This is a genomic window from Mesorhizobium sp. M8A.F.Ca.ET.181.01.1.1, assembly GCF_004792025.1.
Classification (GTDB): Bacteria; Pseudomonadota; Alphaproteobacteria; order Rhizobiales; family Rhizobiaceae; genus Mesorhizobium.
In genome coordinates this window covers 53,485-67,221 of sequence record NZ_SRTV01000007.1, presented here as the reverse complement: position 1 = coordinate 67,221, position 13,737 = coordinate 53,485, and the positions used below count along the sequence as shown (strand labels likewise).

General features: G+C 58.5%; 11 protein-coding genes and 1 pseudogene. 11 read left to right on the top strand and 1 reads right to left on the bottom strand.

The annotated features are described in order from the left end of the window. The first annotated feature begins 9 nt into the window (after positions 1–9). The 7 genes from nodC (at position 10) to EN824_RS23480 (ending at position 8,319) form a co-directional block, all read left to right on the top strand. Positions 10–1,335 (top strand): chitooligosaccharide synthase NodC, encoded by a 1,326-nt coding sequence (gene nodC, locus EN824_RS23510; RefSeq protein ID WP_032899868.1) that lies wholly within the window; start codon positions 10–12, stop codon positions 1,333–1,335. Between the two features lie 260 nt (positions 1,336–1,595). Continuing rightward, on the top strand, positions 1,596–2,510 hold the full coding sequence (nodI, locus tag EN824_RS23505) for a nodulation factor ABC transporter ATP-binding protein NodI (protein WP_024505873.1): 915 nt from the start codon (positions 1,596–1,598) through the stop codon (positions 2,508–2,510). A gap of 3 nt (positions 2,511–2,513) precedes the next feature. Beyond that, positions 2,514–3,302 carry an ABC transporter permease gene (locus EN824_RS23500; RefSeq protein ID WP_029356621.1) on the top strand — a complete coding sequence of 263 codons (789 nt, stop codon included), beginning with the start codon at positions 2,514–2,516 and terminating at the stop codon, positions 3,300–3,302. 289 nt (positions 3,303–3,591) lie between these two features. Further along, positions 3,592–4,353, top strand: a complete 762-nt coding sequence (locus tag EN824_RS23495; RefSeq protein ID WP_024505871.1) for a sulfotransferase — start codon at positions 3,592–3,594, stop codon at positions 4,351–4,353. 377 nt (positions 4,354–4,730) lie between these two features. After that, on the top strand, positions 4,731–6,017 hold the full coding sequence (locus tag EN824_RS23490; RefSeq protein ID WP_126063813.1) for a dicarboxylate/amino acid:cation symporter: 1,287 nt from the start codon (positions 4,731–4,733) through the stop codon (positions 6,015–6,017). Between the two features lie 272 nt (positions 6,018–6,289). Then, the gene (locus tag EN824_RS23485) at positions 6,290–7,351 is read left to right on the top strand and encodes a LacI family DNA-binding transcriptional regulator (protein ID WP_024505889.1); all 1,062 of its coding nucleotides are present in this window, start codon (positions 6,290–6,292) and stop codon (positions 7,349–7,351) included. A 164-nt stretch (positions 7,352–7,515) separates the two neighbouring features. After that, positions 7,516–8,319, top strand: a complete 804-nt coding sequence (locus tag EN824_RS23480; RefSeq protein ID WP_024505888.1) for a TIM barrel protein — start codon at positions 7,516–7,518, stop codon at positions 8,317–8,319. A 48-nt stretch (positions 8,320–8,367) separates the two neighbouring features. Here the strand turns inward: EN824_RS23480 and EN824_RS23475 are convergent, their stop codons facing one another. After that, positions 8,368–9,285: a LysR family transcriptional regulator gene (locus EN824_RS23475; protein ID WP_024505887.1), complete on the bottom strand. Its 918-nt coding sequence runs from the start codon at positions 9,283–9,285 to the stop codon at positions 8,368–8,370. 701 nt (positions 9,286–9,986) lie between these two features. On the opposite strand from EN824_RS23475, the pseudogene EN824_RS36690 reads away from it, so the two are divergent. From EN824_RS36690 to EN824_RS23460, 4 genes and pseudogenes are all read left to right on the top strand, one after another. Continuing rightward, a pseudogene (locus EN824_RS36690) lies at positions 9,987–10,361 on the top strand (IS110 family transposase); the annotation flags it as partial. A 91-nt stretch (positions 10,362–10,452) separates the two neighbouring features. Continuing rightward, a complete protein-coding gene (locus tag EN824_RS36685; protein WP_245265439.1) occupies positions 10,453–10,977 on the top strand; it encodes a transposase in 525 nt (174 codons plus the stop codon). Positions 10,978–12,195: 1,218 nt separating this feature from the next. After that, a complete protein-coding gene (locus tag EN824_RS23465; RefSeq protein ID WP_126057635.1) occupies positions 12,196–12,477 on the top strand; it encodes an acyl carrier protein in 282 nt (93 codons plus the stop codon). Beyond that, complete coding sequence (locus tag EN824_RS23460; protein ID WP_127231680.1) at positions 12,478–13,686, top strand: beta-ketoacyl-[acyl-carrier-protein] synthase family protein; 1,209 nt, start codon at positions 12,478–12,480, stop codon at positions 13,684–13,686. It begins immediately after the preceding gene. The last annotated feature ends 51 nt before the right edge of the window (positions 13,687–13,737 follow it).

Below are 13,737 nucleotides of genomic sequence, written 5' to 3'. Positions count from 1 at the left end.
AGAGATCCTATGGACCTTCTCACCACAGCCAGTACTGTTGCCGTTTCGTCTTATGCGGTGCTCTCGACTGTTTACAGAGGCATGCAAGCGGTCTACTCCCAACCGGAAAATGTTACGCCGCCGTCGGAAAGCTTGTTCGGATCCGACCGTTGGCCGAGCGTGGATGTCATTATCCCCTGCTACAATGAGGACCCGCGCACACTCGCGGCGTGTTTAGCTTCCATTGCAAATCAAGATTACGCCGGAACATTTCAGGTCTATCTGGTTGACGACGGTTCTGGAAATCGTAATGCCGTCATCCCGGTACATCACGCCTACGAGGGCGACCCGAGATTCAATTTCATTCTGCTCCGCGAGAATGTTGGCAAACGCAAGGCGCAGATCGCCGCCATCCGCCGCTCATCTGGAGATTTCGTGCTCAGCGTCGACTCTGACACGACACTTGCGTCCGACGTCATCACAAAGCTTGCAGTAAAAATGCGGGATTCCATGGTCGGAGCGGCCATGGGCCAGCTGACGGCATACAACCGCAGCGACACTTGGTTGACCCGATTGATCGATATGGAATACTGGCTGGCTTGCAATGAGGAGCGCGCGGCGCAAGGTCGCTTTGGTGCGGTCATGTGCTGCTGCGGCCCATGTGCAATGTACCGCCGGTCTTGTCTCCTTTCTCTGCTGGATCAATACGAGACGCAGCTGTTCAGGGGGAAACCAAGCGACTTCGGTGAAGACCGTCATCTTACGATCCTCATGCTGAAAGCAGGCTTTCGAACCGAGTACGTTCCAGGTGCCGTCGCGGCGACAGTCGTTCCGGACAAGATGGGACCTTATTTGCGCCAACAACTCCGCTGGGCACGAAGCACCTTCCGGGACACGATGCTTGCGCGAGGTCTACTGCGTGGCCTGGATCGCTATCTAACTTTGGATGTGATGGGAGAGAATCTCGGCCCATTGTTGCTCGGCATCGCGGTAGTAACGGCGCTCGGTGAGCTACTATTTTCACATACAGTAAATTGGTGGACGGTGCTGGCTATTGTCACGATGACCATAATCAGATCTACGGTGTTATCTTTCCGCACTCGGCAGCTTCGATTCATCGGCTATTCAATGCACGCGTTAATCAGGATATTCCTGTTGATCCCCTTGAAGGCTTACGCCCTGTGTACATTGAGCAATAGCGATTGGCTGTCGCGTAAAAGTGTTCCCCTGCCCAACAGGAGCACAAAGGAAATCACAAGCGCGATGCCGCTTGCCGGAGCAAATGCTGCGGGCAATTCTGGAATTGCGGAGTCACTTCATACTGCAGATCTTTCGCTCACAGCTGGTGAAGTCTGACGGCCTTGCAGCGCCGAGTGACCGAGTAAGTTGTGTCAGTCGACACGGGGTGAAGCTTTCGAGTTACCTATGGTCAGAACGGGAACTATCTGGAAGCGACACGTGGCATCTTGACGTTATTCTTTGGCGGAAGCGATACACGCGTCGCTCCGGCCGCGACTTTCCAAAGGTGCCATCTCAAGGCGGTGGCCTGCTCTGAACCAGAATTCGCAAGTAAGCTGCCGGTGGCCAATCGGACTCATTCCGCTTGAGATAGACGCATGTCCAATGTAGCAATCGACCTTACCGGCGTAACCAAATTATTCGGAAACAAGCTCGTTGTGGACGGGCTGTCCTTCACCGTTGCATCGGGAGAGTGCTTCGGTCTGCTGGGGCCGAACGGCGCAGGCAAGAGCACGATTGCGCGTATGCTCCTCGGTATGACCCGGCCTGACGCGGGTGATATAACAGTCCTCGGTCTACCAGTGCCGGCACGCAGCCGCTTGGCCCGCAAGGGCATAGGCGTGGTCCCGCAGTTCGACAATCTCGACCTGGAATTTACGGTACGCGAGAACCTGTTGGTGTTCGGGCGCTACTTCGGCATGAGTACAAGAGAGATCAACGCCGTCATCCCACGGCTCCTCGAGTTCGCTCGCCTTGAGAGCAAGGCGGATTCACGTGTCGGCCTGCTATCCGGCGGGATGAAGCGGCGCCTGACGCTGGCACGTGCTCTGATCAACGACCCCCAGTTGCTTGTGATGGATGAGCCCACGACCGGCCTCGACCCGCATGCCCGCCATCTGATCTGGGAGCGACTTCGTTTCCTGCTGGCGAGCGGAAAAACGATCATTTTGACCACCCATTTCATGGAAGAGGCTGAGCGGCTTTGTGATCGGCTGTGTGTTCTCGAGCGGGGACGCAAGATCGCCGAGGGCAGTCCTCATGCGCTGATCGACGAGTACATTGGGTGCAACGTGATCGAGATCTTCGGCGGCAATCCACAGGAGCTGATTTCGCTGATCAGACCGTACGTTCAGCGTGTCGAGGTAAGCGGCGAGACGCTCTTTTGCTATGCGCCTGAGCCGGAGGATGTGCGCATCCAGCTTCGCGGTCGAGCGGGTCTGCGTATTCTAGAGCGTCCACCCAGTCTGGAGGACGTTTTCTTGAGGTTAACCGGACGTGAGATGGAGAAGTGAGCAATGGGTGAACGTTTTGCGGCCGCTCTACCCGCCAACGCCTGGAACTGGATCGCGGTGTGGCGCCGCAATCATCTGGCATGGAAGAAGGTGGCATTTGCTTCAATGCTCGGCACCCTTGCTGATCCGATGATTTACCTTTTCGGGCTCGGCACTGGCCTTGGACTGTTGGTAGGCCGCATCGAAGGTGCATCCTACATCGCCTTTCTGGCAGCCGGCATGGTTGCGACGAGCGCGATGACAGCATCAACCTTCGAAACAATTTACGCGGTTTTCGGTCGAATGCGCGATCAGGGCACTTGGGAAGCAATCCTGCACACACAACTTACCCTCGGCGACATCGTTCTCGGTGAATTGACCTGGGCAGCCACAAAGGCCTTTCTGGCCGGTACGACAATTGCGATTGTTGCCGCCGCGCTAGGTTATGCCGCGTGGACGTCGGTTCTCTACGTGCTGCCGGTCATCGCTCTCACCGGGTTCGCCTTTGCGAGCCTGGCCATGCTCGTCATCGCGCTCGCGCCCAGTTATCACTATTTTATTTTCTATCAGACGCTTGTCATCACACCCATGCTGTTCCTTTCGGGCGCGGTTTTTCCAGTCGGCCAATTGCCAGGAGTGTTTCAGCAGATTGCGGCCTTCTCGCCGCTGGCGAATTCTATCGATCTAATCCGTCCGGTGATGCTCGGCCGCCTGGGCGACAATGTAGGGCTGCATATAGGCGCACTTTGCATGTTCGCTGTATTGCCTTTTTTTCTGTCGGCTGGACTGTTTCATCGACGACTAATGCGTTGACGCTTACCTACGCCCATCAACGAGAAGGAGGTCCGCAATGCCGGATTGCAAACTGCCCCCAGCGGCCCGGAGGCATGCGTGTGCCAGGAATCGCGAGTGGTACAACAACGCCGAAGCCGGGCGCCACCCAGCCGCTGCAGGCACGCGCCCATCTTCGCGACCACACCTCGGAGTACAGGCTGGGTGGTGAGGCGCGCGGACCCACCCGGAGCGTTCAAGCGATAGCAGCCAAGCTTCTTGTGCGCGTCCCCAGACCGTCGCGGCCATTATTTAGTTGGATACACATGCAATGACCCACAACGAACCAACTCCTGAGCCTTTTGTGATCCTTGCTATGCCAAGGACCGGAACACACTATTTAGAAGAATTGCTAAACGAGCATCCGACCGTTCTGAGTAACGGTGAGTTGCTAAACGAATATGATCCCAATTGGCCCAGCACGGATCGCCTGCTAGGCACGGATCGCGAGCTTCTTGAGCTTGCCTATGTGCGCTGCCCTATGCGCGACTACAAGAATGTGACGCATCTTGGCTGCAAGATCAATGAACCTCAGTTTCGCGAGCGTCCAGCATTCTTTGCGGAATTAGCTCGTTGGCCAGCACTCAAGGTCATCCTCGTTGTTCGCCGAAACGTATTGGAATCGCTCCGATCCTTTGTGCAGGCCAGGGAAAGCGGTCAGTGGCTGAAGTTCAGCTCGGACAACGATACCGCTCGGCCACCGAGCGTCAGGTTGTCAATCGCCGACTGTGAGGCTTATTTCAAAGCCGCCGACGATTTTCACGCTCGCGTTATGGACTCCTTCACGTCGACCAACCTGCTTGTAATGGAATACGAGAGCCTACTTCACGAACCTGCCCAATGCTTGGGAGCGGTTTGGGATTTCCTGGGCGTTCCAGCGCTTGAGCCATCAGATAACGCCATCTTGCAGCGCCAGGAAACGCGACCGCTTGATCAAACGGTGGAGAACTTTGACGAGTTGCGGATTCACTTCGCACGCGGACCTTATTCAAGATTTTTTGACCTCGGAGATTCAATGCGCTCCTACGCTTAATCGCTTGTACCGCGTGCTCTGATGGGCGTGTAGGATATCCTGCAGTTTGCGCGCATTCCGTTCCAAAACTGACAAACCAAAGTCACCAAGGCAACCGGCAGTCGATCTGCGGCGAACATCAAAGGGCACGGGCGCAAGGCGACCTGGTCAATTCCCTCTCTGATGAAGCACTTCCTCAGACGCGATCTTTGGCGAGCCTCGAGTGCAGAATTCCGGCAAGGTGGAGGGTTCCAGTGCGCAACTGCACCAATCTCGCTGGACGGGACAGGCGTCCAGTTGGCACGGCGCTTGCTCCGAGATGACAGCAGCGCTCGACCGGAGCGCAGCATGGGAGAAGGAGGAGCCCCCACCCCGATCCGGTCAGGGAGAGAGAAACGATGTTGGTTCCAAGAGTCCCCCGCGCGATCGCAGCGCCCCGCAAGCGCCATTTTGCCCGGACCTACGTGCAGGTACTTGCCGCCATGGTCCTTGGAGCCGCAATTGGCTACCTCTATCCGGAAACCGGCCAAAGCCTGAAGCCGCTCGGCGATGCCTTCATCAAAGTCATCAAGATGATTATCGCACCTGTCATCTTCCTGACAATTGCGACCGGCATTGCCGGCATGAGCGATCTGCAGAAGGTCGGCCGAGTTGCCGCCAAGGCGATGGTTTATTTCCTTACCTTCTCGACGCTTGCACTCGTTGTCGGGCTGATTGTCGCGAATATCGTTCAGCCTGGCGCCGGCCTCAACATCGATCCGGCCTCGCTCGATGTCGAAGCCGTTAAGGGCTATGTGGCCACGGCTCACGAGCAGTCCGTGACCAGCTTCCTGATGAACATCATCCCGTCAACGATTGCCAGTGCCTTCGCGGAAGGCGACATCCTGCAAGTCTTGTTCTTCTCGGTCTTGTTCGGCATTGCTCTGGCGATGACCGGAGAGACGAGCAGGCCGGTCGTTACCTTTCTCCAGGCGCTCACCGCCCCCATTTTTAAGCTCGTCGGCATTCTGATGAAGGCTGCACCCATCGGCGCCTTCGGCGCTATGGCCTTTACGATCGGCAAATACGGAATCGGTTCGGTGGCCAACCTCGCGATACTGGTCGCGACGTTCTATCTGACCGCCTTCCTCTTCGTGTTCGGGGTTCTCGGCGTGGTCTGCCGCTGCAACGGCTTCTCGATCTTTTCTCTTGTCCGCTACATCAAGGACGAGCTGCTGCTTGTCCTGGCAACGTCCTCCTCGGAGGCCGCGCTGCCCTCGCTCATGGAGAAGATGGAGAAGGCCGGCGCCGCGCGTTCGGTCGTAAGTCTCGTCATCCCTACTGGATACTCATTCAATCTGGACGGCACCAATATCTACATGACGATCGCCGCCCTCTTCATCGCGCAGGCGACGAACACAGATTTGTCAATTGCCGATCAGATCCTCCTGCTGCTAATTGCGATGCTTTCCTCGAAGGGTGCGGCAGGCGTCACCGGCGCCGGCTTCATCACATTGGCCGCTACTCTGTCTGTCGTGCCGAGTGTTCCCGTTGCCGGAATGGCTCTAATTCTTGGCGTGGACCGCTTCATGTCGGAATGCCGCGCGCTGACGAATTTAGTCGGTAATGCGGTGGCATCGCTCGTTGTCGCTCGCTGGGAAGGCGAATTGGACCAGTCCCGGATGGAAGCCGCTTTCCGCGGTTAGGGTTACATCAAACGGGCTCCCCGCAAGCAAGCAATAGCGCGACGTGTAAGTCACGGCCTTCACAGCAGTCGAATTGCCGGCCTCCAAAGAGCGCTGGAAATAGTGTACTAACGCGGAGAGTAATACAACACCATGAAGCCCCTAAGCAAACGAACGGTTCACGGAAACTCATCTGGGTCCGCATGGAGCGCTGTTCGTCGAATGCGTTATCAACCGTGGGGTGTGGTAACTATTTCAGCTTGCCGCCCCAAGCCGTCGCGGGATCGCACCGGATGACGGAGGACCGGCCGATCAGAATCGCTAGGGGAAAGCGCGTCACAATTGCCGATCTCGCCCGCGAAGCCGGAGTCAGCGTAGCAACAGTCGATCGGGTTCTGAACGTCCGCCTTCCGGTGCGAGAGGAGACCGCCCAGCGGGTCCATGCGGCCGCGCACGCGATCGGCTATCATGCTGCCGGTCTCATCAAACAGCGCTTGCAGCAGCACCTGCCGCACTACAAGCTGGGCTTCATCTTGAGAAAACCTGCCCACGATTTTTACCAAGATTTCGCTCGCAATATTGAAGAGTCGGTCAGTATGGCTAAATCCTTCCACGGCCTTCCGATCATCGAGTTCGCGCAGTCACATTTGCCGCGTGACCTGCTCCCGCTTCTTAAGGACCTTGGAAGCCGCTGCCAGGCGATCGCCATGGTGGCGGCCGATCACCCGAAAATCACAGCATCAGTCGAGGAGCTCAAGGCGAAAGGTATCCCGGTATTTTCGCTGTTATCCGACTTCGCCGATGGCGTGCGCGAGGGCTACATCGGCCTCAACAACAGCAAGGTCGGACGGACTGCCGCTTGGGTGTTTTCCAAGGCCGCAAAACGGCCCGGCAAGGTGGCGGTGTTTGTCGGAAGCCATCGCTTCCAGGCGCATGCGACGCGGGAAACGGCCTTTCGTGCCTATTTTCGTGAGAACGCGCCCAAATTCGAGGTGCTTGATCCGCTCGTGAACCTTGATGAACGGCAGCTCACTTACGAAAAATTGCTGGATCTTATGCAGCGGGAACCAGAGCTCGTCGGCTTCTATATGGCCGGCGGGGGTATAGAGGGAGCAATTTCCGCGCTCCGAGAAGAGGGGAGCGGTCAGGATCTCGTCGCGATCGTGAGTGAAATGACGCCGCAGTCACGTGGGGCGCTTGCGGATGACATCTTGACGATGGCGGTCGGCACGCCAATGCGCCGACTTTGCCAGGAGCTGATAATGGCAATGGAGCGGGCCATCAAAGCCGGCGTCGCGGAGAGCCCGGGGCAGACATTTCTGCCGTTCGACATTTATCTTCCGGAAAATATTTGACCTTGATGGATTTCTATCATGAGCGCCCATTTTCCTTTCACCGATGAAAGGAAAGCTCGATTGACTCGGCCGTCTCTGTCCGATCTGTGAACCGGCGTGGTTCCGTCTTGAAAGAAGCCGGATGCCGAAATGGCAGCCGCGCTTCATGGAAGGAAAGTCAAGCAATGCGCCAGGTATCGCCCCGCTTTGCACTCGATCACATGGCGGCGCCCCGCCTTGACGTCAGTGCGCTTTTCGCGCTTGCCCGTGACCAAGGCCTGACCGACGTCCAAATCCGTTACCCTCATTTCAGCAATCCTGTCGCACGCGGCATTCCGGCTGCGGACGTTCGGTTTGCCGCTACCGAAGCGGGCGTCACGATCATCTCTGTCAACGCCTTGCAGCGGTTCAACGACTGGACTCCAACGCGTCAGGCCGAGGCAAGCAACCTCGCCGATTATGCGACGGCGTGCGGGGCAGAGACGCTCGTGTTGGTGCCGGCCAACCGCAGCTCGTGGCCCACCAATAGCGAGCGCCAGGACAATCTTCGTTTCGCTCTAAACGAGATCAAGCCAATCCTCCAGTCGCGGGGTCTGATCGGTCTCATCGAGCCGCTGGGTTTCCGAACCTGCTCGCTTCGATCAAAGAAGGAAGCGGCCGAGGCCGTTGCCGCGGTTGATGGCCAGTCCGTCTTTCGCCTCGTGCACGACACGTTCCACCACACCCTGGCCGGGGAGACATGCCTGTTCTGCGAGCTTACCGGCCTGGTGCACATTTCAAGCGTAAACGACCCGACCTTCTGGATTTACCCCGATCGCTTTCTTGCAGGTTCCGACAATGGCAGCCAGATTCAGGCGCTGCTGGATGGCGGCTACGCGGGACCTTTCTCGTTCGAGCTGATCGAGGAAGTCCATTCTCTGGACGATCTCGCAGGCGCACTTGCCGCCAGCATCGACTTTATCCGGCGAGGGCTATTGTCGTCAAAGTAGATGGTGACAGGTGTAGTGACTATAGGTGCGCCTGAATTTTCCGAGGGTTCACAGCGGGGCAGCCATCCGAGATGCCTCCTGTATCATTATCTCCCGCATCCAGATGCTTGCCGGATCGCTATTGTGGAGGGCCGGCCATTGGAGGGTCTCGGTGAATGTGGGAAATGGCAGCGGAAGTTCGATAACCCGCAGGGGGAACGTTTTTTCGAAATGCCTGACCAGCCGTAAGGGCATGGTCGCTATACGAGCTGTGCCGGACACCATAGGTGGAATCATGCTGAAGCCCTGCACGGCGACCTCGACACGTCTCTTAAGGCCATGCTCAAGCAAAAACCATTCCTCGATAGACGGCTTCATCGTACGCCCGAACCTGACCGCGACGTGCCTCATCGACATGTATCTCTCGAATGTAAGCTGCTGTGGCAGCTGCTTGTTTGTGGGACAGCCTACGCACACGAGCTTCTCGTCAAACAGCGCAATGCTTGAATGCACACTCGACGTGAACATATCCGGTAGAATTAGAAAATCGACGTCACCGCGCCGGAGAAGCTCATCGGGGCTATCGTCGACAGGCAGCAGTTCGAAGCTGACGGCGGGGGCTTCCCGTGAAATACGCTCCACAAGCTTTTCGAAAAACACGAGCGTGACGAAATCGGAAAGAATGATCCTGAAGAGGCGATCGGCTCGAGCTGGGTCAAACGGATCCGAAGAAATAATCGAGCACTGGATGTGCTGGAGAGCGTCGCGAACTGCGGGGGCAAATGCTGCCGCACGCGGGGTTAGAAATCGTTCGCGACCTCTTATCGTAAACAGTTCATCGCGGAAATAATCGCGCAGTCGGGCGACGGCCGCACTCATGGCGGGCTGACTCAGGTTGATCCTGCGTGCCGCCGCCGAGAGATTACGCTCCGTCAGGAGTGCGTCGAGCACAACGAGGAGATTTAGATCAAGTCCTTTGAAACGCATGTCATCAGCCATCCATGGGATGGATGCCTTTAACCGAAACAAACGACTTTAACAATTTAGCATTCTTGCAATCTTTTGTCGCAAAAAGTTTATGATGGATGACGTTAAGGTCCGACATATGAGCCGCGTGATCTGCCGAAGCGAGCAATCGTTCGTACTGTGCAGGTCAGAGATTGGCAGTTTGAAACGCCGGGCCGATGGCGCCGGGCTATCAACCAGCGTCTTCGGCGGCCCCGACCTAGCTGGGCGTGGAATCTAATAGGGTGCACCTTTCCAGTCCGAGGCGACTGATGGGCGGTTTGATCCTAAGCTGCCGTGAGGCCTGTGCCAATTGTATCGGCGAGCCAATGCAGCAGTCCGGCAGCGTTTTTGAGAGCTGTTGTAGGCTCGGCCTAAGCCCATTGGCGCAAGCCTATCTGAACGAAGCGCTTGGCCTTGCCGCTATCCGGTATGTGATCTGTGGTGTCTTCTCGTCCTGCTGTTCTTGTTTTGGAACGCCCTTATGGTGAGCCCATCCGGGACGTGGGGCACCGGGAGCACAAAGGTGCAGGCAGGCCGTCAATAGACCGTGGGCTGAGAGCCCGAGCTCGTTACATGGCCGCCCCTGGCGACTTTCCCGGATGCGCTGCGAGCGCGGATCAGTAGATGTCGTGTTGCCCGCCAGCTCCCGTCTTTGACCGAGCCAAGAAGGAGGAACGGGCATGCTTATCATCGGACTGGATATTCACCGCGCCTTCGCCGAAGCAGTGGCATGGGAGGAGGGCAGGCTCAGGCGACTCGGCCGCGTCGACATGCGGCGCGATCTGCTGGCGGCGTTCGCCGCGAAGCTGTCGCCGAACGATGTCGGGGTGATCGAGGCCACCGGCAGCGCGACGTCCGCTGCAGCTGTGATTGCGCCGCATGTGAAGAAGGTGGGGATCGCCAAGCCGAAACAGGTGTTTATCGTTGCCTATGCCAAGATCAAAACGACGATCGACGCCGACGTTCTTGCGCAGCTCTATGCCAGCGGCTTCTTGCCAGAAGTCTGGATTGCGGACGAGCCGACGCAGGCTCTGCGTCGACAGGTGACACGGCGCAATCAGATTGTCCGACAGAGATCTCGATTGAAGAGCGTCATCCAGTCGATCCTTCATAGCCACCTGATCCGTCCTGCCCGCATGCCGACCTGTGCGGCGCCAAGGGTCGGACCTGGTAATCGAGCAGGTCGTACCGCAGGACGAGCGCCTCGCGATCGATGGGCATCTGCGCGAGTTCGACCGATTGGGCGAAGACCTCCAGGTCATCGAACGCGATCTTGTCCGCTCGGCTCTCGAGGATGAAGGCGTGAAGCGGCTGATGACCATTCCCGGCGTCGACATCACCGTCGCGCTGGCGATGAAGGGCGGCGATCGGCGACGTGTCGCGCTTCGACGATCCGCAGAAGCTCGTGACCTATCTCGGGTTGAACCCAAGCGTCCAGCAGTCCGGCCAGGTCCGGCCTACCATGGGCGGATCACCAAGCAGGGCCGTGGTCATGCGCGCGGCATGCTCGTCGAGGCGGCCTGGGCGGCCGCTCGTGCTCCCGGACCGTTGCGAGCCTTCTCCCTGCGGCGTGCGAGCCCGGCGCGGACAGCATGTCGCGGCCGTGGCAACCGCACGCAAACTCTCTGTCGTGATCTGTCATCTGTTGAGAAGGGCGAGAGTTACGCGTAGGCTCGACCCTCCCTGCATGCCAAGAAGCTTGCGCGATGTGGAACTCAAGGCCGGGAGCAAGGCTGTGCGCGGCCAAAAGGGAGCGCACGCCTACAACATAAAGAGCCACCGGGAAGAAGAGCGCCGCTGGGTGGAGCAGGCCGAGGGCGCCTATGCACGCCTCGTCGCCGGTTGGAACCCACGAGGTCCGAAGAGGGTAGGCACGGATGCCGCAAACCGGGCGCCCAGCTTGGCATAAGGGCTACGTGGCCTCAGGAAGCGTCGTCGCCAATGCAGACCATGGACGAATTCCCAGCCGATGCCGAGATGCCGGTCGACCGTGCCTGTCGCCGTCCGGTGATGCGATGCCCCCGAGCGGATGAGTTCGCCCCGGATGCTCCCGGTCACGACGCACGGGTTCGGGTTCCAAGGCGCTCAGTTTTGTTCGCGCCCAATCGGTGTAGGACGCGGCAGAAAATACGAGCGTGACGAAATCGGGAAGAATGATCCTGAAGCGGCGATTCGGTAGAGCCGGGTCAAACTATCCGACGAAATAAACGAGCACTGGATGGGCGGGAGAGCGTCGCGAACTGGAGGGCAAGAGCTCCCGGACGCAGCGTTAAGTTTGAATACCTCCGCGGACATGGTCGCGAGCTTATCGCGCAAATAATCGAGCAGCCGAGCGCCGGCCGCACTCATGACCGGCTGGGCTCGGTTAATCCTGCATGCCGCGCCCATGAGGTTGCGCTCTGTCGGGAGTGCGTCGAGCACAACGACGAGATGTAGTTCACGATCTTTGAAACGCGTGGTCAACTATCCAAAGTGTGGATGCCTTTCATCGAAACAAACGATTTCATCAATGTTCTGGAATCCTGCATGGGCAGAAGCACCTGACGCACACCGATGCCCCCACTGCCTCATGGCGTGGCGAGCGTCTTAAGAAACCGCCCGAAAGGAGATTTTTCATGCGCTCTACCGGGCAGTGGAGTGCTGGGAAAGGGAGTTGCAACTGACCGGGTCCGACTTCTTCCGAGCCTATGGACAGACTGGGAGACGCGCACGGTGTAGCGGCTCACATCGTCATACTGCACCTACGCCACACACCGGCCGGACCTGATCCGGCTTTATGAGCATTGGGCTTTGTCAGTTGCCCAAGCGTGATGGCTTTCGCGACGCGGCGCGCCTCAGGAACTGAGCCGCGTCCAGGTCGAAACGCGGGAAAGAAAGACAGGAAACAGAATGGCCGATCAATTCGCAACGGACGTCATTGCCCTGATCAAGAAACGCGCCGAGTCGGAGAGCGGTGAGGGAATGCCTACGTCATTCGTCGGCGAGATAACAATCGCCACGGAACTGGACGCGCTCGGGTTTGATTCGCTGGGTTTGGCGGACGTCCTCTGGGATGTGGAGCAGGCCTACGGCATCAAGATCGACATGAACACGGCCGATGCCTGGTCCAATCTCAAGAATGTCGGCGACGTCGTGGAAGCCGTCCGCGGCTTGCTTGCGAAGGAGGCTTGAATGGACAGGCGCGTCGTTATCACCGGAGTGGGCGGCCTGTGCGGACTGGGCACCGACGCCGCCTCTATGTGGAAAGAGATGCGCGAAGGCCGCTCCGCCATCGGCCCGATCGCCAATTCCGAGCTTCATGACCTGGAGGGCATGACCGGCGCTGAGATCAAGGCGCTGCCCCAGCACGACATCAACCGGGGGCATCTCATCTCCATGGACCGCTTCAGCTTGCTCGCCGTGCTTGCAGCGCGCGAAGCCATGCGGCAGGCCGGACTTTCCTGGGACGAGGGGAATGCCCATCGCTTCGGCGCGACAGTGGGCGTCGGATTTACCGGTTCATACGCAACAGAACAAACTTACCGCTCACTGCTTTTGGGTAGCGCAATCCGTGCTGAACTCTTCACTGGAGTAAAGGTGATGCCCAGCGCCGCTTCCGTCCATCTTAGCTTGAGCCTCGGCTTGCGCGGGCCGGTCTTCGGGGTGACCTCCGCATGTGCCTCGGCCAACCATGCGATCGCCTCGGCGGTGGACCAGATCAAGCTGGGCCGGGCCGACGTAATGGTTTCCGGAGGCAGCGACGCACCCTTCGCATGGGGCGTGCTGAAAGCATGGGAAGCAATGCGCGTGCTTTCACCCGATACCTGCCGGCCCTTCTCCGCCGATAGGAAGGGCCTGGTGCTGGGCGAGGGTGCGGGCATGGCCGTGCTGGAAAGCTACGAGCATGCCACGAGGCGTGGTGCCACAATTCTTGCCGAGATCGCCGGCGTCGGCCTTTCCGCCGATGCCTTCCACATTGCCGCGCCATCTGTCGAGGGGCCAGCGTCGGCGATGCGCGCCTGCCTTGCCGATGCCGGGCTGAATGCCGAGGACGTCGACTACCTCAACGCGCACGGCACCGGTACCAAAAGCAATGATCAGACTGAAACGGCGGCGATCAAGCGTGTGTTTGGAAACCACGCTTATTCGATGTCCATCTCTTCCACCAAGTCCACGCACGCGCATTGCCTCGGCGCAGCGAGCGCGCTTGAAATGATCGCCTGCGTGATGGCAATCCAAGAGGACGTCGTGCCGCCGACCGCCAACTATCGCGAGCCAGATCCCGCTTGCGACCTCGACATCACACCCAATGTGCCGCGCGAGCGCAAGGTGCGCGTCGCCATGAGCAACGCCTTCGCCATGGGCGGTACGAACGCAGTTCTGGCATTCAGGCAGGTGTAGAAGCCATGCAAGACGCCTCATTTGAGGTCACCTGTCGTATCTAGCTGCTTG

Coding starts and splice junctions, on each gene's coding strand:
- nodC (WP_032899868.1), top strand. CDS start 10: ATGGACCTTCTCACCACAGCCAGTACTGTTGCCGTTTCGTCTTATGCG.
- nodI (WP_024505873.1), top strand. CDS start 1,596: ATGTCCAATGTAGCAATCGACCTTACCGGCGTAACCAAATTATTCGGA.
- EN824_RS23500 (WP_029356621.1), top strand. CDS start 2,514: ATGGGTGAACGTTTTGCGGCCGCTCTACCCGCCAACGCCTGGAACTGG.
- EN824_RS23495 (WP_024505871.1), top strand. CDS start 3,592: ATGACCCACAACGAACCAACTCCTGAGCCTTTTGTGATCCTTGCTATG.
- EN824_RS23490 (WP_126063813.1), top strand. CDS start 4,731: ATGTTGGTTCCAAGAGTCCCCCGCGCGATCGCAGCGCCCCGCAAGCGC.
- EN824_RS23485 (WP_024505889.1), top strand. CDS start 6,290: ATGACGGAGGACCGGCCGATCAGAATCGCTAGGGGAAAGCGCGTCACA.
- EN824_RS23480 (WP_024505888.1), top strand. CDS start 7,516: ATGCGCCAGGTATCGCCCCGCTTTGCACTCGATCACATGGCGGCGCCC.
- EN824_RS23475 (WP_024505887.1), bottom strand. CDS start 9,285: ATGCGTTTCAAAGGACTTGATCTAAATCTCCTCGTTGTGCTCGACGCA.
- EN824_RS23465 (WP_126057635.1), top strand. CDS start 12,196: ATGGCCGATCAATTCGCAACGGACGTCATTGCCCTGATCAAGAAACGC.
- EN824_RS23460 (WP_127231680.1), top strand. CDS start 12,478: ATGGACAGGCGCGTCGTTATCACCGGAGTGGGCGGCCTGTGCGGACTG.